Origin of the sequence: Shinella sp. 838 (assembly GCF_029623935.1) — a bacterium.
Lineage (GTDB): Bacteria > Pseudomonadota > Alphaproteobacteria > Rhizobiales > Rhizobiaceae > Shinella.
Genome location: NZ_JARSBQ010000004.1, coordinates 474,415 through 494,247 on the forward strand (window position 1 = coordinate 474,415; position 19,833 = coordinate 494,247).

Annotated in this window: 19 protein-coding genes, 1 pseudogene and 1 riboswitch; of the genes and pseudogenes, 10 read left to right on the forward strand and 10 right to left on the reverse strand. The window is 64.2% G+C overall.

Translation table 11 applies throughout. The features are described from left to right. From P9A16_RS16720 to P9A16_RS16745, 6 genes are all read left to right on the forward strand, one after another. Window positions 1-1,119, forward strand: coding sequence for a mandelate racemase/muconate lactonizing enzyme family protein (locus P9A16_RS16720; protein WP_023515207.1), 1,119 nt, complete (start codon window positions 1-3; stop codon window positions 1,117-1,119). Window positions 1,120-1,122: 3 nt separating this feature from the next. After that, complete coding sequence (locus P9A16_RS16725) at window positions 1,123-1,452, forward strand: L-rhamnose mutarotase (RefSeq protein WP_023515208.1); 330 nt, start codon at window positions 1,123-1,125, stop codon at window positions 1,450-1,452. 173 nt (window positions 1,453-1,625) lie between these two features. Next, window positions 1,626-2,693, forward strand: coding sequence for a Gfo/Idh/MocA family protein (locus tag P9A16_RS16730; protein WP_023515209.1), 1,068 nt, complete (start codon window positions 1,626-1,628; stop codon window positions 2,691-2,693). A 13-nt stretch (window positions 2,694-2,706) separates the two neighbouring features. After that, on the forward strand, window positions 2,707-3,156 hold the full coding sequence (locus P9A16_RS16735; protein WP_023515210.1) for a MaoC/PaaZ C-terminal domain-containing protein: 450 nt from the start codon (window positions 2,707-2,709) through the stop codon (window positions 3,154-3,156). 19 nt (window positions 3,157-3,175) lie between these two features. Further along, complete coding sequence (locus P9A16_RS16740; protein WP_023515211.1) at window positions 3,176-3,910, forward strand: SDR family oxidoreductase; 735 nt, start codon at window positions 3,176-3,178, stop codon at window positions 3,908-3,910. A gap of 30 nt (window positions 3,911-3,940) precedes the next feature. Beyond that, window positions 3,941-5,215 carry an L-fuconate dehydratase gene (locus tag P9A16_RS16745; protein ID WP_023515212.1) on the forward strand — a complete coding sequence of 425 codons (1,275 nt, stop codon included), beginning with the start codon at window positions 3,941-3,943 and terminating at the stop codon, window positions 5,213-5,215. Window positions 5,216-5,259: 44 nt separating this feature from the next. Here the strand turns inward: P9A16_RS16745 and P9A16_RS16750 are convergent, their stop codons facing one another. The 6 genes from P9A16_RS16750 to P9A16_RS16775 form a co-directional block, all read right to left on the reverse strand. After that, window positions 5,260-6,303, reverse strand: coding sequence for a C45 family autoproteolytic acyltransferase/hydolase (locus tag P9A16_RS16750; protein ID WP_278025769.1), 1,044 nt, complete (start codon window positions 6,301-6,303; stop codon window positions 5,260-5,262). Further along, window positions 6,293-7,021 carry a glutamine ABC transporter ATP-binding protein GlnQ gene (glnQ, locus tag P9A16_RS16755; RefSeq protein ID WP_023515214.1) on the reverse strand — a complete coding sequence of 243 codons (729 nt, stop codon included), beginning with the start codon at window positions 7,019-7,021 and terminating at the stop codon, window positions 6,293-6,295. The genes P9A16_RS16750 and glnQ overlap by 11 nt, the downstream gene beginning before the upstream one ends. Further along, entirely contained in the window at window positions 7,018-7,674 is a 657-nt protein-coding gene (gene glnP / locus P9A16_RS16760; protein WP_023515215.1) for a glutamine ABC transporter permease GlnP, read from the reverse strand. Before glnP ends, glnQ begins: the two co-directional genes overlap by 4 nt. A gap of 114 nt (window positions 7,675-7,788) precedes the next feature. Continuing rightward, the gene (gene glnH, locus P9A16_RS16765; RefSeq protein WP_023515216.1) at window positions 7,789-8,529 is read right to left on the reverse strand and encodes a glutamine ABC transporter substrate-binding protein GlnH; all 741 of its coding nucleotides are present in this window, start codon (window positions 8,527-8,529) and stop codon (window positions 7,789-7,791) included. Window positions 8,530-8,550: 21 nt separating this feature from the next. Continuing rightward, entirely contained in the window at window positions 8,551-9,888 is a 1,338-nt protein-coding gene (locus P9A16_RS16770) for an aspartate aminotransferase family protein (RefSeq protein WP_023515217.1), read from the reverse strand. Continuing rightward, window positions 9,885-10,769 carry a MurR/RpiR family transcriptional regulator gene (locus P9A16_RS16775; RefSeq protein ID WP_023515218.1) on the reverse strand — a complete coding sequence of 295 codons (885 nt, stop codon included), beginning with the start codon at window positions 10,767-10,769 and terminating at the stop codon, window positions 9,885-9,887. The genes P9A16_RS16770 and P9A16_RS16775 overlap by 4 nt, the downstream gene beginning before the upstream one ends. A 91-nt stretch (window positions 10,770-10,860) precedes the next feature. Here P9A16_RS16775 and P9A16_RS16780 point away from each other — a divergent pair, with 91 nt between their 5' ends. Next, on the forward strand, window positions 10,861-11,700 hold the full coding sequence (locus P9A16_RS16780; protein WP_024271639.1) for a 3-keto-5-aminohexanoate cleavage protein: 840 nt from the start codon (window positions 10,861-10,863) through the stop codon (window positions 11,698-11,700). 249 nt (window positions 11,701-11,949) lie between these two features. Further along, window positions 11,950-13,365 (forward strand): annotated as a pseudogene (locus P9A16_RS16785) (NAD(P)-dependent oxidoreductase); the annotation flags it as partial. A 50-nt stretch (window positions 13,366-13,415) separates the two neighbouring features. Here the strand turns inward: P9A16_RS16785 and P9A16_RS16790 are convergent. The 4 genes from P9A16_RS16790 to P9A16_RS16805 are packed head-to-tail and all read right to left on the reverse strand — an operon-like array spanning window position 13,416 to window position 17,382. Further along, entirely contained in the window at window positions 13,416-14,552 is a 1,137-nt protein-coding gene (locus P9A16_RS16790) for a DmpA family aminopeptidase (RefSeq protein WP_023517317.1), read from the reverse strand. A 1-nt stretch (window position 14,553) separates the two neighbouring features. Then, a complete protein-coding gene (locus P9A16_RS16795) occupies window positions 14,554-15,384 on the reverse strand; it encodes an ABC transporter permease (protein WP_023517316.1) in 831 nt (276 codons plus the stop codon). A gap of 11 nt (window positions 15,385-15,395) precedes the next feature. Further along, entirely contained in the window at window positions 15,396-16,298 is a 903-nt protein-coding gene (locus P9A16_RS16800; protein WP_023517315.1) for an ABC transporter permease, read from the reverse strand. Between the two features lies 1 nt (window position 16,299). Continuing rightward, the gene (locus tag P9A16_RS16805; protein WP_024271638.1) at window positions 16,300-17,382 is read right to left on the reverse strand and encodes an ABC transporter ATP-binding protein; all 1,083 of its coding nucleotides are present in this window, start codon (window positions 17,380-17,382) and stop codon (window positions 16,300-16,302) included. A 164-nt stretch (window positions 17,383-17,546) separates the two neighbouring features. On the opposite strand from P9A16_RS16805, the gene P9A16_RS16810 reads away from it, so the two are divergent. Both P9A16_RS16810 and P9A16_RS16815 read left to right on the forward strand, forming a co-directional pair. Further along, the gene (locus P9A16_RS16810) at window positions 17,547-18,617 is read left to right on the forward strand and encodes a polyamine ABC transporter substrate-binding protein (RefSeq protein ID WP_023516422.1); all 1,071 of its coding nucleotides are present in this window, start codon (window positions 17,547-17,549) and stop codon (window positions 18,615-18,617) included. Between the two features lie 56 nt (window positions 18,618-18,673). Beyond that, a complete protein-coding gene (locus P9A16_RS16815) occupies window positions 18,674-19,528 on the forward strand; it encodes a MurR/RpiR family transcriptional regulator (protein ID WP_023516423.1) in 855 nt (284 codons plus the stop codon). 26 nt (window positions 19,529-19,554) lie between these two features. Continuing rightward, window positions 19,555-19,787: riboswitch (cobalamin riboswitch) on the forward strand. Window positions 19,788-19,833: the final 46 nt, after the last annotated feature.

Genomic DNA, 19,833 nt, shown 5'->3' on the forward strand with positions numbered 1-19,833 from the left:
ATGGCCAGGATCGAACGCATCGAACTGAAAATGGTCGACCTTCGCCCGAAGGTCGAGCGCACCGACGCCATCCAGAGCTTTGTGAGCCAGGAAACGCCGCTCGTCACCATCACCGACGCCGACGGTGCGGTCGGCACCGGTTACAGCTACACGATCGGCACCGGCGGCTCCTCCGTCATGCGGCTTCTTGCCGATCATCTCGCGCCGCGCATCCTCGGCCGCGATGCCGATCGGATCGAGGCGATCTGGCACGAACTGGAATTCGCCACCCACGCCACGACCATCGGCGCCATAACCTCGATCGCGCTCGCTGCCGTCGACACCGCGCTGTGGGATCTTCGCGCACGAAAACAGAACCTGCCGCTCTGGAAGCTCGCCGGCGGGGCCAAGGACCGCTGCCCGCTTTACACGACCGAGGGCGGCTGGCTGCATATCCCGGTGGAGGCGCTGGTCGAGGATGCGCTGGACGCCAAGGCGGAGGGTTTTTCCGGCTCGAAGGTAAAGATCGGCAAGTCGCACGGTTCCGAGGATTTTGCCCGCCTTGCGGCGGTGAGGAAGGCGGTCGGTGACGGCTACGAGATCATGACCGACGCCAACCAGGGTTTTACCGTTGACGAGGCGATCCGCCGTGCCGAGCGCCTGCGCGACCTCGATCTCGGCTGGATCGAGGAGCCGCTGCCGGCCGACGATATCGACGGCCACGTCCGCCTCAACCGCGCAACGGCGACCCCCATCGCCATCGGCGAATCCCTCTATTCCATCCGCCATTTTCGCGAATACATGCAGAAGGGCGCTTGCTCGATCGTGCAGGTCGACGCCGGCCGCATCGGCGGCATCACGCCCTGGCTGAAGGTGGCGCATGCGGCGGAAGCCTTCGACATGCCGGTCTGCCCGCACTTCCTGATGGAGCTGCATGTCAGCCTCACCTGCGCGGTGCAGAACGGCAAATATGTCGAATATATCCCGCAGCTCGACGACATTACCGCCTCGCGCCTCAGGATCGAGAACGGCATGGCGCTCGCACCCATGACGCCGGGTCTTGGCATCGACTGGGACTGGGATGCGATCCGCAGCCGGTCGATTGCTGAATTCCAGCACGAGATCAGCAAGGGAGCCTGAGACATGCAGCGCATCGGCATGGTGATCGGCGTGAAGCCGGAGACGGTCGAAGAATACAAACGCCTGCACGCGGCCGTCTGGCCGGAGGTGCTGGCGATGATTTCCGCCTGCAACATCCAAAACTATTCGATCTTCCTGAAGGAGCCCGAGAATCTTCTCTTCTCCTTCTTCGAATATCACGGCACGGATTTTTCTACCGACATGGCAAAGATGGCGGCGGACCCGAAGACGCAGGAATGGTGGGCCGTCTGCATGCCCTGCCAGGCGCCGCTTGAGACGCGGAAAGAAGGGGAGTGGTGGGCTGGCATGGAGGAGGTGTTCTTTCATGCTTGAGCGCAAGGACCTACCCATCACCCCAACCCTCTCCCCGCAAGCGGGCAGGGGGGACGTGCCCCGCATGACGGAAACGTATGCGGAAAACGGTGCGGCATATCCTTCTCCCCGCTTGCGGGGAGAAGGTAGCGGTAGCCGGATGAGGGGCGGACATGCGCGACAGGGGATGAACCGTGACTTTTGACCCCCGCACGCTCGCCCAATCCTGGCCGCTACCCTCGAACCCACGCCCCATCGTCACCTTCGGCGCCGGCTCGATCGTCGGCGACGCGCACTACCCCGCCTATCGCAAGGGCAGCTTTCCGATCGCCGGCCTCTACGATCCCGACCACGACAAAGCGAAGGCGCTGGCCGAAAAATGGGGCGTCGCCGCCTACCGCACCGTCGAGGAAGCCGCGTCTGTCGAGAACGCGGTCTTCGACCTCGCCACTCCGCCGGCCGCCCATGCCAAGGTGCTGGCGGCCCTCCCGGACGGTGCGGCGGCGTTGATTCAGAAGCCGATGGGCGCCGATCTTGCGGCGGCGACGGAAATCCTGAAAATCTGCCGCGATAAGCAGCTCAAGGCTGCCGTCAATTTCCAGCTTCGCTTCGCGCCGATGATGCTGGCGCTGAAGGATGCCATCGCCAAGGGGCTGCTCGGCGAGGTCGTGGACTTCGACGTCTATCTGGCGCTCGATACACCCTGGCAGCTCTGGTCCTTTCTCGAAGGCCTGCCGCGCATCGAGATCGCCATGCACTCGATCCACTATCTCGACGTCATCCGCCAGGTGCTGGGCGATCCGCAGGGTGTGCACGCCAAGTCGATCGGCCATCCGAGCCACCGGATGGCGCAGACCCGCACAACGGCGATCCTCGACTATGGCGACCGCGTCCGTTGCGCCCTGTCGATCAACCACGACCACAGGTTCGGCCGCCGGCATCAGGCTTGCGAGTTCCGCATCTCCGGTGCGGACGGCGCGGCCTATCTCCAGCTCGGCGTCAATCTCGACTATCCGCGCGGCGAGCCGGACATTCTGGAAATCTATCCGAAGGGCGGCGATGGCTGGGTGCCCGTGCCGCTGGAAGGGACGTGGTTTCCGGACGCCTTCGTCGGCCGCATGGCGAACCTCCAGCGCTTCGTTTCCGACGAGGATGCCGAACTGGTCTCCTCGGTCGAGGATGCATGGATGACGATGGCGCTGGTCGAGGCGGCCTATGCCTCCAGCGCCGCACCCGCGACGCCGCTCGCCGCACGGCCCTAGACAGGAACGGGACATGGAACTGGTCAAATATTTCGAGGACTATGCCATCGGCGAAGGGCGCAAGACGAGCGGGCGCACCATCACCGAGACCGATTTCGTCGTGCATGCCGGCCATACCGGCGATTTCTTCCCGCACCACATGGATGCGGAATTCATGAAGACGCAGCCCTTCGGCCAGCGCATCGCCCATGGCACCATGGTTTTCGCGATCGGCGTCGGATTGACGGCGAGCATCATCAATCCCGTTGCATTTTCCTACGGTTATGATCGCATGCGCTTTATCAAGCCCGTCTTCATCGGGGATACGATCCACACCCGCGTGACGATCTCGGGCAAGGAGGATGATCCGAAGCGTTCGGGTTTCGGCCGCGTGATCGAGCGCACGGAGGTCGTCAACCAGAAGGGTGAGGTCGTTCTCGCCGCAGACCATATCTATGTCGTCGAGCGCCGGCCGAGCGCCTGACACACCAAAAGGAGCCATCATGAGCCTTTCCATCAAAGACAAACGTGTCCTCATCACCGCAGCCGGCCAGGGTATCGGCCAGGCGAGCGCCATCGCCTTCGCCCGTGCAGGTGCAAAGGTCGTCGCGACCGATATCAATGCCGAAGCGTTGAAAAGCCTTGCCGGTGAAGCCGGTATCGAGACCCAGGTGCTCGATGTGCTGAGTGAGGAGGCGGTGAACCGGGTGGTGTCAGTGACCGGCCCATTCGACGTGCTCTTCAACTGCGCCGGCTTCGTGCATGCCGGCTCGATCCTCGACATGCCGGACAAGGACCTCGACTTCGCCTTCGATCTCAACGTGCGCGCCATGGTGCGCACCATCCGCGCCGTGTTGCCGGCGATGCTGGAGAAGAAGGACGGCGCGATCATCAACATGGCGTCGGTCGCCTCCAGCGTGAAGGGCGTGCCGAACCGCGCCGCCTACACCATCACCAAGGCGGCGGTCGTCGGGCTCACCAAGTCGGTAGCGGCCGACTACGTCGCGCAAGGCATCCGCTGCAATTGCATCTGCCCCGGCACGGTCGAAAGCCCGTCGCTGCAGGATCGTTTGCGCGCGCAGGGCGACTACGAGGCGGCACGCGCGGCCTTCATAGCCCGCCAGCCGGTCGGTCGTATCGGCACGCCGGAGGAGATCGCCGATCTTGCCGTCTACCTCGCCGGCGCCACCTATACGACCGGACAGGCCTACGCCATCGACGGCGGCTGGACCATCTGAGACACGTCTATCATCGCAAGGGCCGCACCCATGACCAAGATCACCAGCCTTCGTTCCATCGACCTGCGCTTCCCCACCTCGCAGAGCCTCGACGGCTCGGACGCGATGAACCCTGACCCGGATTACTCCGCCGCCTATGTGGTGCTCGGCACGGATGCGCCCGGCCTCGAAGGCCACGGCCTGACCTTCACCATCGGCCGCGGCAATGACATCTGCTGCATGGCGATCGAGGCGATGAAACATCTGGTGATCGGTCTCGATCTCGCCTGGGTGCGCGAAAATCCCGGCCGTTTCTGGCGCCATGTGACGAGCGACAGCCAGCTGCGCTGGATTGGCCCGGACAAGGGCGCGATGCATCTGGCAACCGGCGCGGTGGTGAACGCCGTGTGGGACCTCCTGGCCAAACAGGCGGGCAAGCCCGTCTGGCGGCTTGTCGCCGAGATGAGCCCGGAGGAGATCCTCTCCATCGTCGACTTCCGCTATCTGACGGATGCGCTGACGCCGGAGGAGGCGCTTGCCATCCTGAAGAGGGCAGAAGCGGGCAAGGCCGACCGTATCGCGACGCTGGAGAGCGAGGGGTACCCCTGCTACACCACCTCGGCCGGCTGGCTCGGCTATGACGACGAAAAGCTGCGCCGCCTCTGCCAGGAGGCCGTCGATCAGGGGTTCACCCATATCAAGATGAAGGTCGGCCGCGATCTGGAGGACGACAAGCGGCGCCTGCGCATCGCCCGTGAGGTGATCGGCGACGAGCGCACCATGATGATCGACGCCAACCAGATCTGGGAGGTGGGGCAGGCGATCGACTGGGTGTCGGAGCTGAAGCCGTACAAACCCTTCTTCATCGAGGAGCCGACGAGCCCGGACGATGTTGCCGGCCACAAGGCGATCCGTGAGGCCGTTCATCCGGTCAAGGTGGCGACGGGCGAAATGTGCCAGAACCGCATCATCTTCAAACAGATGATCGCCGGCGGCGCGATCGACATCGTGCAGATCGACAGCTGCCGCATGGGCGGGCTTAACGAGGTGCTCGCGGTTCTGCTGATGGCGGCAAAATATGGTCTGCCGGTCTGGCCGCATGCTGGTGGCGTCGGCCTCTGCGAATATGTCCAGCATCTCTCGATGATCGACTATATCGCCGTTTCAGGCACCAAGGATGGTCGCGTGATCGAATATGTCGACCATCTGCACGAGCATTTCATCGATCCCTGCCGTATCGAGAATGCTGCCTACATGCCGCCCACGCTGCCGGGCTTTTCGATCGAGATGAAGCCGGAATCGATTGCCGCTTACACGTTCGGCTGACGCGGCCGGGGCGACCGTCTCCGCCGCCCCGTTCCAGATGGAGATCAGGAAACAGGCTTCAGGTTTCCGTCCATCACAAAACGCGGCGCTTCTTCCGGGCGGTCGTAAACTTGCCAACGGATGCTGTTCGCGCCGACGTGGAACACTGTGGTTGCCAGCGTGTTCTCGTGGTCCGGGTCGTCCGGCTGCGCGCGATAGATGGGCAGCGGCGATACGGCCTTGTCCCACAGGATGGTACGCGGATCCCGCAGGGTTTCGCCACCTTCGGCGACAAGACGGTCTCCGCGCTGCTGCCGCGCCCCGGACGAGCCGGTGATCACCTGCCGCTCGCCAGCCATACGGGCATGAACCAGATGATTGGAATGGCATTGCGGGCGGTCAAGCGTGATGGCGGAGCATTGCCCATGGGTGAATTCCACGCTGACGAGCCGCGGATCGCCCCTTTGCCCGAGCGTCATGTGAAAGGCACCGGCCCGTTCCGTGGTCTCCAGCAGATGGATGGCCGCATCTATCGACGGGCAGTCCAGCAGGGCGCGCCCGAGCACCATGCGCGGGAGGCCGGTGCCGATACCGCGCGAGCGGATGTTGTTGACGGTCTGAACGAGGCCCGCCGCCGTCACCGCAAAGGTGTGGCCGGGGATCGAGGCCGGATAGACGAAACTGGTGAAGGCCGTGCCGCCCTCGGGGCGGATATGGGCGAGCGCGCAATACCCGCGAAAGCCGGGATCGCCGTCCTCGTTATGGGCGAGCAGCGGTTCGGCGCCGGGTATCTGCACGGTCGTGCAGCCATCTGGCGCGAAGGCCCAGAGGTCGCCGCGGCAATTCCACAGGAAGACGTCGTCGAAGGGAAGATCGAGGCCGAGGGCGAGGCCCTGGAGTTCCGCCCAACAGGTCGGGAAGCGGGCCTCCACCATCCGGCGCATCGCGGCAACGCGCGGATCCGCGCGAAAGGCGAGGACGGAGGCCCAGGCATGGCCGTGCACCAGATGCCGATGGACGATATCTCGACCGAAACGACCGAGCTGGAGGCCGATCTCCCGCGGCCTGCCGGCAATTTCGATGAAACCCAGCCTGGTGTCAGTGGACATGCTGCAAAAACTCCCGCAGGCGTGGATTTTCCGGGTTGGCGAGCAGGTCGGCCGGTTTGCCGTCGACGGCTATCTTACCGTCCTCCATGAAGATCAGCCGCGTGCCGACCTGCCGGGCGAAGGCCATTTCGTGCGTGACGACGATCATCGTCATGCTCTCCTCGGCGAGCGCTTGCATGACGCGCAGCACCTCGTGGCGCAGTTCCGGGTCGAGGGCGGAGGTCGGTTCGTCGAACAGCATCAGCTTCGGCTTGACGGCCAGCGCCCGGGCAATCGCCACGCGCTGTTGCTGTCCGCCCGAAAGCTCGGCCGGGTAGTGGTGGCCGCGCTCGGCGAGACCGACTTTGGCGAGCAGCGCCCGCGCCTGTTCCTCGGCCTCGGCGCGGCTGGCGCCGCGCACGCGGCGGGGGCCGAAGGCGACGTTTTCCAGCGCCGTCATCTGCGGGAAGAGGTTGAACTGCTGGAAGACCATGCCGGCCTCCTGGCGAATGAGGCGCACCTGTGAGCGGCCGGCCTTGACGCTGATGTTGTCGACGACGAGATCGCCGCCATTGATTTCCTCCAGCGCGTTGATGCAGCGCAGCAGCGTCGATTTTCCCGAGCCGGACGGGCCGATCAGCACGACCACCTCGCCCTTGTCGATGTTGAGGTCGACCTCGCGCAGCACCACGACGGGTCCGAAGGTCTTCGTGACGTTTCGAAATTCCACGATGCTCACAGGATCCGCATCCTCTTTTCGGTGACGCGCAGGATCAGCGTCAGGGTTCCGGTCATCAGCAGGTAGAGGATCGCCACCGCGCTCCAGATTTCGACCGCGCGAAAATTGGCAGCCATGATCTCCTGGCCCTGGCGGGTGAGTTCGCCGACACCGATGACGATGAACAGCGAGGTGTCCTTGAGGCTGACGATGAACTGGTTGCCGAGCGGCGGGATCATGCGCCGGAAGGCGACGGGGCCGATGATGTAGACCAGCACCTTCCACAACGGCAGGCCGAGCGCCAGACCGGCCTCCTTCAGACCCCTGTGCACGGACAGGAAGGAGCCGCGCACGATCTCCGCGATATAGGCGCCCGCATTGACGACGATCGCCGTGACGGCGGCAGTCATCGGGTTGACGCGGATATCGGCGAGAACCGGCAGCGCGAAATAGATGAACATCACCTGCACGACGATCGGCGTGCCGCGGATGAGCTCGATATAAGTAAAGGCGATGGCGTTCAGCAATGCGTTGCCATAGGCGCGCATCAGACCAGCGACGAAGCCGACGACAAGGCCGCCCACAAGGCCGGCGAGGGTGATGAGGATGGTGAGGCGTGCGCCGCTCAACAGGGCGGGCATGGCCTCGCCGATGACGGACCAGTCGAATTCCATAAAGGGCTCCCCAGCGTGAGGAGGGTGCGCCGGCATGCCGGCGCGCCCGGCGAGAGCAGGTTCAGCAAGTGGGCGGGGCGGTTTGCCTGCCGAAACTTGCCGAACGCCGAGACATCAGAGTTTCGGTTCGGTGCCGAACCACTTCTTGTAGATCTCGGTGTAGCGTCCGTCCTTCTTCATGTTGGCGAGCGCGGCGTTCACCTTGACGACGAGCTCACTGCCCTTCGGAAAGCCGATGCCGTATTGGTGGGCCATCATCTGCTCGCCGACGGCCTTCACCTTGCCGCCGCCGGCGGTCTTGACGTAGTAGAGCACGTTCGGCGTGTCGTGCATGGCGGCATCGACGCGGCCGGTCTGGAGTTCCAGATAGGCGTTGTCGATGTTCGGGAACTGGCGCAGCTCCGTTTCCTTGAAGTGCTCCTTGGCATAGTCCGTTGCCGACGTGCCGGTCTTGGTGGCAAGGATCTTGCCCTTCAGGTCCTCGGCGCTCTGGACCGTGCTGTCCGCCGGCACCATCAACAGGAAGCCGCTGTCGTAGTAGCCGTCGGAAAAATCGATCGCCTTCTTGCGCTCGTCCTTGATGGTGATGCCGGCAAGCGCCACGTCCACCTGCTTGGTCTGGAGAGCGGGAATGATGCCGTTGAAGTCCATCGGCTGCAGCGTGTAGGTAACGCCGATCTCCTTGGCGATGGCATCCCACATGTCGATGTCGAAGCCGACATATTTGTCGCCTTCTTTGAACTCGAAGGGCACGAAGGCCGTGTCGGTGGCGACCACCAGGTCTTCGGCATGCACGCCCTGGCCAAAGGCAAGGGCCGATGCGAAGGCGGCAAAGAGAATGGTACGCAGTTTCATGGTTGTTCCCCTTTTGCTTGGTTATGCGTTTGGAAGTGTGCCGATAGCGGCGTCGATTGCGTCGCCCAGCCTTTCGACGATGCGCGCGATGTCCGCGCGCTCGACGATGAAGGGCGGGGCGATCAGGACATGGTCGCCCTGCCGGCCGTCGATCGTGCCGCCCATCGGGTAGACCATCAGGCCGCGCGCCATGGCTTCCTTCTTGATCAGGCCGTTGAGCTTCAATTTCGGGTCGAAGGGCCGCTTGCTGACGCGATCCGCCACCAGTTCCACCCCGCGGAAAAGACCGCGCCCGCGGATGTCGCCGACATGGTGGTGATTGCCGAGGCGCTCGACGAGCTGGCTTTCCAGTTCGGCGCCCATCGCGACGACATTGGCAAGGAGATTTTCACGCCGGATGACCTGCTGGACGGCAAGCCCGGCGGCAGCGGCCATCGGATGGCCCATATAGGTATGGCCGTGCTGGAAGAAGCCAGAGCCGCTGGCGAAGGCCTCGAAGATCTTTTCCGAAAGCAGGACGGCGCCGACCGGCTGGTAGCCGCCGCCAAGCCCCTTGGCGATGGTCATCAGGTCGGGCGCGACACCATCCTGCTCGCAGGCGTGCAACGTGCCGGTGCGCCCCATGCCGCACATCACCTCGTCGAGGATCAGCAGCACGCCGTAACGGTCGCAGATGGAGCGGATGCGCTTCAGATAGTCGGCAACGGGCGGGACCGAGCCGGCCGTGGCGCCGACGACCGTTTCGGCGACGAAGGCGATGACTTCGTCTGCGCCCAGTTCCAGGATCTTGTCCTCAAGCTGCCGGGCGGCGCGGGCCGCATAGGCCTCGTCGCTCTCGCCCGTTTCCTGCAGGCGGTAGGCGTAACACGGGTCGATATGGTGGGTTTCGACGAGCAGCGGCTTGAACTGCGCCCGCCGCCACTCGTTGCCGCCCGCCGCGAGCGCCCCGAGCGTGTTGCCGTGATAGCTCTGCCGGCGTGCAATGATGTGACGGCGCTGCGGTTCGCCCTTCTCAACGAAGTACTGCCGCGCCATCTTCAGTGCCGCCTCGACCGCTTCCGAGCCACCGCTGACGAGATAGGCGTGGCTCAAGCCTGCCGGCGCATCAGCGATCAGCAACTCCGCCAGCGCCTCGGCGGCCTCGGAGGTGAAGAAGCCCGTATGGGCATAGGCGAGCCGGTCAAGCTGTTCGTGCAGCGCGGAAAGGACAGCGGGATGGGCGTGGCCGAGGCAGGAGACGGCGGCGCCGCCCGAGGCGTCGATATAGGCCTTGCCCTCGGCGTCGAACAGTTCGATGCCCCTGCCGCCCACGGCGACCGGCATGCGGGAATGGATGGTGCGATGCAGGAGGCGGGTCACGGACGCTTCACCCTTGTCTTGAGATGGATGTTGAGGGCCGCCGACTGCCGGTCGACGGCAGCAAGCGCGGCTCCTGCCGCATCCCCGGCCTGGCCGGCGACCAACGCGCCGAGCACTTCGGCGACGACGAAGGCAGGCGACATCGTGTGCAGGAACGAGGGGCTTTCGGTCGGCACCACCAGCGTGCAGGCGGCTAGCTGGGCGAGAGGGGCGACGAGGCTGTCGGTGATGGCGATCAGCGGCACGCTCGCCTCGCCGGCGTAGTCGGCGATTTCGATCGTCTGGCGCGTATAGGGCAGAACGCTGACAGCGACCATCACGTCCTCGGCGCTCGCGCTGCCGAGCGCATCGGCGCCGATGCCGCCGACGGCATCCAGCATGATCGAATGTTTTCCCGCGAGCGACAGGATGTAGTGCAGATGCCAGGCCGGCGAATGACTGGAGCGCAGGCCAAGGCAGTAGATGCGTCGCGCTGTGCCGAGCAGGCGGGCGGCCTCTACCAGCATTTCCAGCGATTGCGGCTGCGAGAGCTGGCTGACTTGCGCGGCGATGCCGCCCAGCATGTCGGCCGCCAATACCTGGTCACCCTTCAGCTTCTGGCTTTTCGCCTGTGCGCCGACGCGGCCGGCAAAGCCCGTGACGTCGCCGCGCATGGCATCCGCATGGCGCTGGCGGATATCCTCATAGCCGGCGAGGCCGAGATGTTTGGCAAGCCGCGTCATGGTGGCGGGTTGCACGCCCGCCTGCCTTGCCTGTTCGCGCATGGAGAGCAACGCAACCTCGTGCGGCTGGTTCAGCACATATTGCGCGGCGGCCTGAAGCTGCTCCGACATCGTGTCGAAGGCCTGGACGATCTGATCTGCGAGAGGGCTGGTTTGCATGGCGATCGAATACACCTTTCCAAATCTCTTTGCAACATGTGTTTCATTTGTGTAGATATATGATCCATATGAATCATTTTATGGATGCACGATGACAGATTCTTCCGTACTGCGCCGCGTGGCCATCGCCGTGGCCCCGAACGGCGGCCGCCGCACCAGAGTGGACCATCCTGCTATTCCGCTGACGCCTGCCGAACTGGCGGATACCGCCGCACGCTGCCTGGAGGCGGGTGCCGCGATGATCCACGCCCATGTGCGCCGGCCAGATGGCCGCCATCTCCTTGACGCCGATGCCTACGGGGCGGCGATTGCGGCCGTCCGCGCGGCGGTGGGCGATCGCCTGGTCATCCAGATCACCACGGAAGCGCTCGATCTCTATACGCCAGCAGAGCAGATCGCCGTGCTGAAGGCGGTGAAGCCGGAAGCGGCCTCGCTGGCGTTGCGGGAACTCGTGCCGGATGCGGCTGCCGAACCCGCCTTCGCCGACGTGCTCCTCTGGATGAAACGGGAAAACGTCCTGCCGCAGATCATCCTCTACGAGCCGACGGAGGCGGTGCGCCTCGCCGAAATGATCCGGCGCGGCCTCGTGCCCTGGCCGGATATTCCCGTGCTCTACGTGCTCGGGCGCTACACCGTCTCCCAGACCTCGCAGCCTGCGGACCTGCTGCCTTTCGTGGCACCGGAGACGCCGCGTTTTTCCAACTGGAGCGTCTGCGCCTTCGGTCGCCATGAAGCGGCCTGCGTCACCGCCGCCGCCTTGCTCGGCGGCCATGCCCGCGTCGGCTTCGAGAACAATCTCTTCAGGCCCGACGGCAGCCGCGCGATGTCCAATGCCGATCTTGTTGGCGCGGTCACGCTGGCCCTCGGCCATCTCGGTTGCACACCGTGCACTGCTGACGAAGTGCGCAAGGGTCTCGGCACTCCAGCCTGATGTATTTTGTCAGCATTGATGCTCAAGCCTTTGCGATATCGTCAAAAATATCTTCATAAAAATTGTAGAGGCCGCGATATCTTTGCCGGGCAGTTGAACTCGGCGGTATCCTCTTCGCCCTTGCGCTCTTTGCGGCGCTTGTCCCGGTATGCCGGGCAGCTTGCGAGGGTCGGGAAACTCGCATACGGAAGGAAGGGGACACGTAGGAGGGGTATCATGCAGGATCGAAACACGGCTTTGCAGGAGAGTGTGCGGCTCGACGATCCCGAACGTGCCTACCGTGTCCTGATTGCCGATCTGGTCGGCCTGCGCTTCGATGCCGAAGGGCGCCCCGATTTCAGCGAGGTCGCAGCCTATATCGAGGAAAGAGGCGGTACGTTCCATGACGCGGCCTTCGCCGGCGAGGCCCTACCGCCCGGCATCCACTTCTTCTACCAGCCGGATATCAGCACCGAGGCAGAGATCCTGGCGCAGACCTCACGCGGGCAGTACGATGCGCTCATCGCCGCGGCGACCTTCATTCCGCGGCTGGCGGTCTTTCCCCTCGGCGGGGTGCGCATTGGCGCGGGGACCGGCAATATGGGCTCGCTCTCCTGGGGCGGCGGCAACGGCGAGGGTGGCATCGCGCCGCTGATGAACACGCCGGGCATCAACAGCCGGGCGACGGCGCAGATGGTGATGAAGGCGTTGTTGAAGGTGTCGCCGGATCTGCCGGTCGGCCTCATGCATGAACGCGTTGCGAACGGCGATTTCGACACCGGCCGCGACCTCAAATCCTATCCGACCGCCAAGCTGGAGGGGTGCCGCATGGCGGTCATCGGCTATGGCAACATCGGCCGCGAAGTCGCCAAACTCGCCCGCGCCTTCGGCATGGAGGTGGCCGTTCATGCGCGCGCAAAACATCGCCAGTGGATCGAGGCGGAGGGGTTCGAGTATGCATCCTCTCCGACGGATGCGGCGGCGGGGGCTGATGCACTCAGTGTCCATGTCGGCCTCGGACGGCTCGATCCCGTGACACGCGCCTATGCCAATGCCGGCATCATCAACGACGCCGTGCTCTCGGCGATGAGCCGCGGCGCCGTCGTCGTCAACTATGATCGTGGCGAGGTGGTGGATGCCGGGGCGCTCGACCGGGCGCTCGCCTCCGGCCAGGTGCGCCACGCTGCCATCGATGCCGATCTCTTCAAGGATGCGGCAAGCAGCGCACTCAGCGGGCCGATGCTGCCCTATCTGACGCTCGCTGCCCGCCATCCCGGAAAGCTCGAGCTTCTGCCGCATGCGGCAGCCGACACGGACCATCCCTCGCGTGTTGCCGGGGCCTGCCAGGCGGTCGACCAGATCATCGACGTCATCCGCTATCGCCGCATCCGCAACCTCAAGGGCGACCTGCCGGAAGGCTATGTCGACGCGGGGGCGAAGGTGCCGCACGGCATCGGCCGCGTGTCGACCGCGACGCTTGCTGCCGCCGTCGCCGATCGGCGGTTCTCCGAACTTCACGGTGTCTCGCGTGAAATCTTCGATACGCTGGAGGCGATCGTCGAGGCGGTGGACGAGGGCATGACGCACCAGCCGGCGGCCGGCGACGTCGTTGCGCTCACCCATCTGCTTTTGCGCCAGCGGCGGCTTCTCGAAGCCCTCGGGCTGGACGGCCCGGCAGAAGCCTGAAACCGTACTTTGAGCTGCCTCCTGCTGCGGGCGCCCGATGCTATCGACAATCAGGCGCTGGTCTGCGTTTCTCCGAACCGGCCATAGCGCTGCATGACGGCCACCAGCTCGTCGTGCCTGATGGCATCGATGCGAAACCGGTCATGTGGCGTGCCGCCGCTGTCCTTGGCCGCCAGCATGGCGTTGACCACGGCCTCCTCCACGCTTTGCACCGCCGCCTGGTAGATCGGATCGAGATATTCGTCGTTGACCATGCCGAGGCCGAGCATGAGCGGCGCGCGATGCGCCATCGGCTGCGGATTGGCGGTGGAGAAGGCGAGGAAGATATCGCCGGAATTGTTACCGCCGGGCGTGCCGTTGCGGCCGATGCCGATGGCGGCGCGGCGGGCAAGGCGTTTGAGCTGGTGCGGGGCCAGCGGCAGGTCGGTGGCGATGACGACGATGATCGAGCCGCGCTCCTGAAGCTGGCTTTGCGGCGTGTTGTCCTTGATATGTTTTCCGACCGGCACGCCGCAGACCGTCAGCCAGTCGCGTTGGCCGTGGTTGGCCTGCACCAGCGTGCCGATGGTGTAATCCCTGTCGCCGAAGGAGACGATACGCGACGCCGTGCCGGTGCCGCCCTTGAAACCGTAGGCGATCATGCCCGTGCCGCCGCCGCAATTTCCTTCCGCGACGGGGCCGAAGGAAAGATTGTTCAGCGCCGCGCGGGCATCGGCTTCCGCGACCGGCATGGCATTGATATCGCTCAGCACGCCGTCATAGGTCTCGGCGACGACGGGCATCAGCCAAAGGAAATCGCCGATCTCGTAGGTCGAGGCGTAGCGCTCCAGCATCCAGCGGATTGTCGCATGATGGGTGATGCCGATGGCGTGGGTGTTGGTGATCATCACCGGACCCAGAAACGTGCCGCCGTCCTCGATCCAATGGGTGCCAGTCATCTCGCCATTGCCATTGAAGCGGTGAATGCCGGCATAGACCGGGACGGGCGTTTCGCTCTCGGCATGCGGCAGGATGGCGGTAACGCCGGTGCGCACCGGCAGTTTGCGGCCGGGTCGCGGGGTCTCTTCGACAATGGTCTGGAAGCCGACGGCGATGCCTTCGACGTCGGTGATGGCGTTGAAGGGCCCGGTGCGGCCGGTGAAGGGCAGGCCGAGGGCGCGGGCGCGGGGTTTTACGGTCTGGGTCATGTCATTTCTGCCGGGAACGAAGGTAGAGGCCGAGCGAGGCGACGACGAAGGAGAAGGTCAGCATCATCACGGCGATGGCGTTGATCTCCGGCTTGATGCCGCGCCGGAGCATGGCGAAGATGAACATCGGCAGGGTCGTCACATCGACGCCGGCGATGAAATAGGTGATGACGAGGTCGTCCATCGAGATGATGAAGGCGAGCAGCGCGCCGCCGACGATGCCGGGCAGGAGCTGCGGGAACACCACCTTGCGGAAGGTCGTCCATTCGTTGGCGCCGAGATCGGCCGAGGCGTTTTCCAGCGTGCGGTCCATGCCGGCGAGCCGGGCGGAGACGACGATGAAGACATAGGAGATCAGGAAGGTGCACTGGCCGATGATGATCGTCTTCATGCCGAGATTGACGCCGGCATTGACGAAGAAGATCAGGAGCGCGATGCCGAGCACGATATCCGGCATCAGCATCGGCATGAACATGACGGTGCGGTAGAAGCGACGGCCGAAAAAGTCGAAGCGGTAGAGGGCGATGGCGATCGCCGTGCCGAGCACGGTGGCGATGGTCGTCGTCGAAGCGGCGATCAGCAGGCTGTTCCAGACGGCCTGCACGAGCTGGTCGGTCGATTCGATGTAGAGCGCGTCTTCGGAGATCGTCGTCTTGAAACCGAGAACCTGGGCGTACCATTCGGTGGTGAAGCCGGTCCAGGTCATCATGTTGATCGGGTTGGCGTTGAACGAATAGACGGCGATCAGCACCAGCGGGATATAGATGAAGGCGAAGAACAGCGCGGTGTAGGCGATCAGGCTGCCGCGGGCGAGGGAGGCGAAAATCTTCATCGAAAACCTCCTCAGCGGCCGGTAGCAGTGTCGAGGCCGCGGCGGCCGGACGCGATGACATAGGCGAAGAGCAGCACGAGCATGACGCACATCACCATCATGGCGAGCGCCGAGCCGAAGGGCCAGTTGCGCGCGGCAAGGAACTGCTGCTCGATGAGGTTGCCGAGCATCATCACCTTCGCCCCGCCCAGAATGGCCGGCACGACAAAGTTGCCGAGCGCCGGAATGAAGACGATCACCGCCCCGCCGGCGATGCCCGGCGCCGTCAGCGGCAGGATGACGCGCAGGAAGGTGCGGATCGGCCCGGCGCCGAGATCGAGCGAGGCGCGCACCAGCGTCCAGTCGAGCTTTTCGACGCTGGCATAGACGGGCATGAACATGAAGGGGATGAAGACATAGACCATGCCGAGCACGATCGCCCCGTCCGTATAGATCAGCTCCAGCGGGCGGGCGACGACGCCGGTGCTCAGCAGTACGGAATTGACGAGGCCGGTCTGGCGGAGGATCAGCACCCAGATGAACAGCCGCACGATGAGGCTGGTGAAGAAGGGCAGGGTGATGAGGAAGAGGCAAAAGTTCTTCCAGCGCTCGGAAAGCCGGCTGATGCAGAAGGCGGCCGGATAGCAGACGAGCAGCGTCGCGACCACCGTCAGCGCCGCGATCTTCAGCGAGCGCAGGAAGATGGCGATATAGACCGGGTCGAAATCCTCGAACATGGGATCGGCAAAGCCGAGGATGCGGCCGTAATTGTGCGGATACCAGGTCCATTCCACGCCGCCGTAGAGGCCGGGCGCGAGAAAACTCGTCACGATCATGATGGCGAGCGGGCCGAGGAAGAAGACGGCGAGGAACAGCGAGACCGGCCCGAGCAACAGGCCGAGCTGGGCGCGGCGACGAAAGGCGATGGACGACATGTCAGGCGGCCTCCGCCGGGATGAGATGCACCGCCGCAGGATCGTAGGCAAGGCGCGCGCGGCGCGATTGCTCGATCTCGCCGACGAGGCTGCGGCGTGCCGCCGGGATTTCCGCGATGACACGCCGGCCGGTTGCCGTGCGGCCGAACAGTTCGAAGGTGGAGCCGACGAAGACGATCTGTTCGAGGTCGACGTCGAGGGCGGGGGCGGTGTCTTCCTGCTGTGCGAGGAAGAATTGTTCGGGGCGGATGAGGGCGGTCGCCGTACCCGTCGTTTGTGCCGTGGCGTGTGTGATGGAGAGGCCGTCCGTCGTCAGCAATTGTCCGCCGATCGCCTCGCCTTCGAAAAGGTTGCTCGCGCCGACGAAGGTGGCGACAAAGCTGTTCTTCGGCTGGTCGTAGATGGCGCGCGGCGTATCGAGCTGCTGGATGCGGCCGCCGGAGAGGACAGCGACCCGGTCCGACATGGTCAGCGCCTCCTGCTGGTCGTGCGTGACGAAGATGAAGGAGATGCCAAGCTCGTGCTGCAGCGTCTTCAGCTCGATCTGCATGGCCTGTCGAAGATTCTTGTCGAGGGCGGAGAGCGGCTCGTCGAGCAGCAGCAGTTTCGGACGCGCGATGATGGCGCGGGCGAGCGCCACGCGCTGCTGCTGGCCGCCGGAGAGCTGGCGCGGCTTGCGGCCCTCCATGCCCTCAAGGCCGACCATGCGGAGCGCCTCGGCAACGCGCTTTGCCCGCTCCGTCCGCGCGACGCCGGCCACTTCCAGCGCATAGCCGGTGTTCTCGCCGACCGTCATATGCGGAAAGAGCGCGTAGTTCTGGAACACCGTGTTGACCGGCCGGCGATAGGGCGGGCGGTCCGTCATGTCCTCGCCGTCGATCAGGATGCGGCCGGAATCGAGCTCCACGAAGCCGCTGATTGCCTGGAGCAGGGTGGTCTTGCCGCAGCCGGACGGGCCGAGCAGCGTCAGGAATTCGTTGCGGCGCACATCAAGGTCGATCGCGTCGAGCGCCGTCACTGTCTGACCCTCGGGCGTGCCGAAGGCTTTCGCCGCCTTCTCCAGGCGGACTATCGAATCTCGCATCGTCGTTCCCCAAAATGTTATTAAAATAACGCTTGTGCGATTTCGATAGTTGGATACCATTTACCCATTCAAGTCAACGGCCGAAAGAAGCCGGGACAGGAACATCCGGCGCAAAGGAAAACGCCGGGGCCGTGACGGGCCAAACCATCAGAGGAGATCATTCGATGACGAAATTTTACCGCGGCGGCCCATTCGGCCTTGGCAAATGGACGCGCCGCACCGCCTTTTCACTCGCCGCCCTCGCGGCGACGGCCGGCATGGCGAACGCCGCCGAACTCAACATCTACAACTGGGGCGAATACATCAATCCGGAGGTTTTGAAGAAGTTCGAGGAGGAGACCCAGATCAAGGTCAACCTCTCGACCTATTCCTCCAACGAGGAGATGCTGGCGAAAATCCAGGGCGGCGCGACGGGCTACGACATCGTCTTCCCCTCCGTGCACATGCACGACATCATGGCCAAGCTGGAGCTTCTGCAAAAGACCGACATCAACACGTTCGAGGGGTTCAAGAACATCGATCCCGCGTTCCTGCGCGCCAAAAGCGACCCGAAGGGCGAATATTGCCTGCCCTATGCCTGGGGTTCGGTCGGCATTTTTTACAACCGCACGATCCTCGGCAAGGACGTCACCGGCTGGAAGGACCTGATCGAGACGGTGAAGGCCAAGGGGCTGAAGTTCACGCTGCTTGACGACATGCGCGAGGTGCTGGCGGTCGGCCTGATGCTGAACGGCCACAAGATCAACTCCACCGATCCGGCGGAATTGCAACAGGCGGCGGAAACGATCATTGCCATGAAGCCCTATGTGGCAGCCTTCACCTACGACACGCGGCCGATGGTGCAATCCGGCGACGTCGCGGCCGGCCACTTCTTCGTCGGCGCGATGGTCGATGTCTTCGGCGACGAGAAGGACCTTGGCTATGTCATCCCCGAGGAGGGGGCGACGATGTACCAGGAGGATGCCTGCGTCCTGAAGAGCGCGCCGAACAAGGAGAACGCGATCAAATTCCTGCAATTCTACACCCGCCCGGAAATTGCCGCGCTCAACGTCTCGCAGCAGACCAACGGCACGGCCAACGTGCCGGCGCGGCAATTGACCCCGGAAAAGATCAAGAATAGCAAGGAGATCAATCCGCCCGCCGAGACCATGGCGCGTCTCCAGATCTTCGAGGACCTGGGCCCGGCGCTCCGCCAGCTCGACCGGGTCTGGACGCGGGTGAAGACGGCGCAGTGACCATGCGCGATCCCCGCCCGTCTTTTCGGCGGGCGGGATTTTTGGGAGAGGGCGACGTGTCGAAACGCATTCTGAAGCTCGTTCAGTCCGACGATCTCAGGCGGTCCAAATCCGACAAGCTGATCGCCCACTATATCGAGCGCAACATCGCCGATCTCCCCTTCGAGACCGCGCGCTCGATCGCCCAGCGGCTTCAGGTCTCGCCGATGACCATCGGCCGGTATCTGCGCCGCATGGGTTTCGACGGCCTCGACGAGTTGAAGAGCGAGCTGCGCCGCGGCGGTTCCAATCCGGCCTGGGAGGTCAAGGCCCAAGTCGCTTCGCTGGAACAGGACCGCAAGGAGGGAAAGCTCCTCGCCGGCCTCATCCAGCAGCAGATCGACAATCTCGGCCAGATCTATGCGATCACCGGCGCACCGGAATGGCAGCAGACGATCGACGCGTTGATCGGCGCAAGCGAGGTCTATGTCGCCGCCTATCAGAATGTGCGCGGCATCGCGCAATATTTCGCCAGCCAGCTTTCCTATACGCGCCCGCGCGTGCAGTTCGTCGATGGTCTCAACGGCACCTATGCGGAATTGCTCGATGGTTCCGTCGAGGGGAGGGTGCTGTTCCTGCACGACGTGCGCCGCTTTGCCGCCAAGGCGCGGCCGCTGGCGCTGGAGGCCCGGCGGGCCGGCGTCAAGGTCGTGCTGCTGACCGACGAATTCTGCCCCTGGGGGCCGGATGTTTCCGATATCTGCCTCGTCGTGCCGGGCTCGCACGGGCCGCTCTGGGATGGCGCAGCCACCATGACCGCGGTCATGGACCTCATGCTCAGCAATATCATTGTGCTCATGGGCGAAGCCGTGAGCGAGCGCGTCGATACGCTTACCCGCCTCCAGGACATCTTCGGAGATTTCGAGAGCTGAGCGCCTTGACGCTGCCGAGCGCGGCGGATTAAGGATGGATCGACGGTTTCCCGAGGGATGACTCCCAGGGGATTAATAGGGAACACGGTGCGGACGACCCAACAGGGACCCATTCCGTGGCTGCCCCCGCAACTGTAGGCGGATTGCCGCCTGTCCTCGGACGCGTTTTCGCGTCATGCCACTGCGGTTTTTCCGCGGGAAGGCAGACAGGCAGCAGATATCCGTGAGCCAGGAGACCTGCCGTCGTCGAGAAAAATCCAAGTCACGGGCGGGGATGCCCGGAACAGGAGACCCTATGACGACCC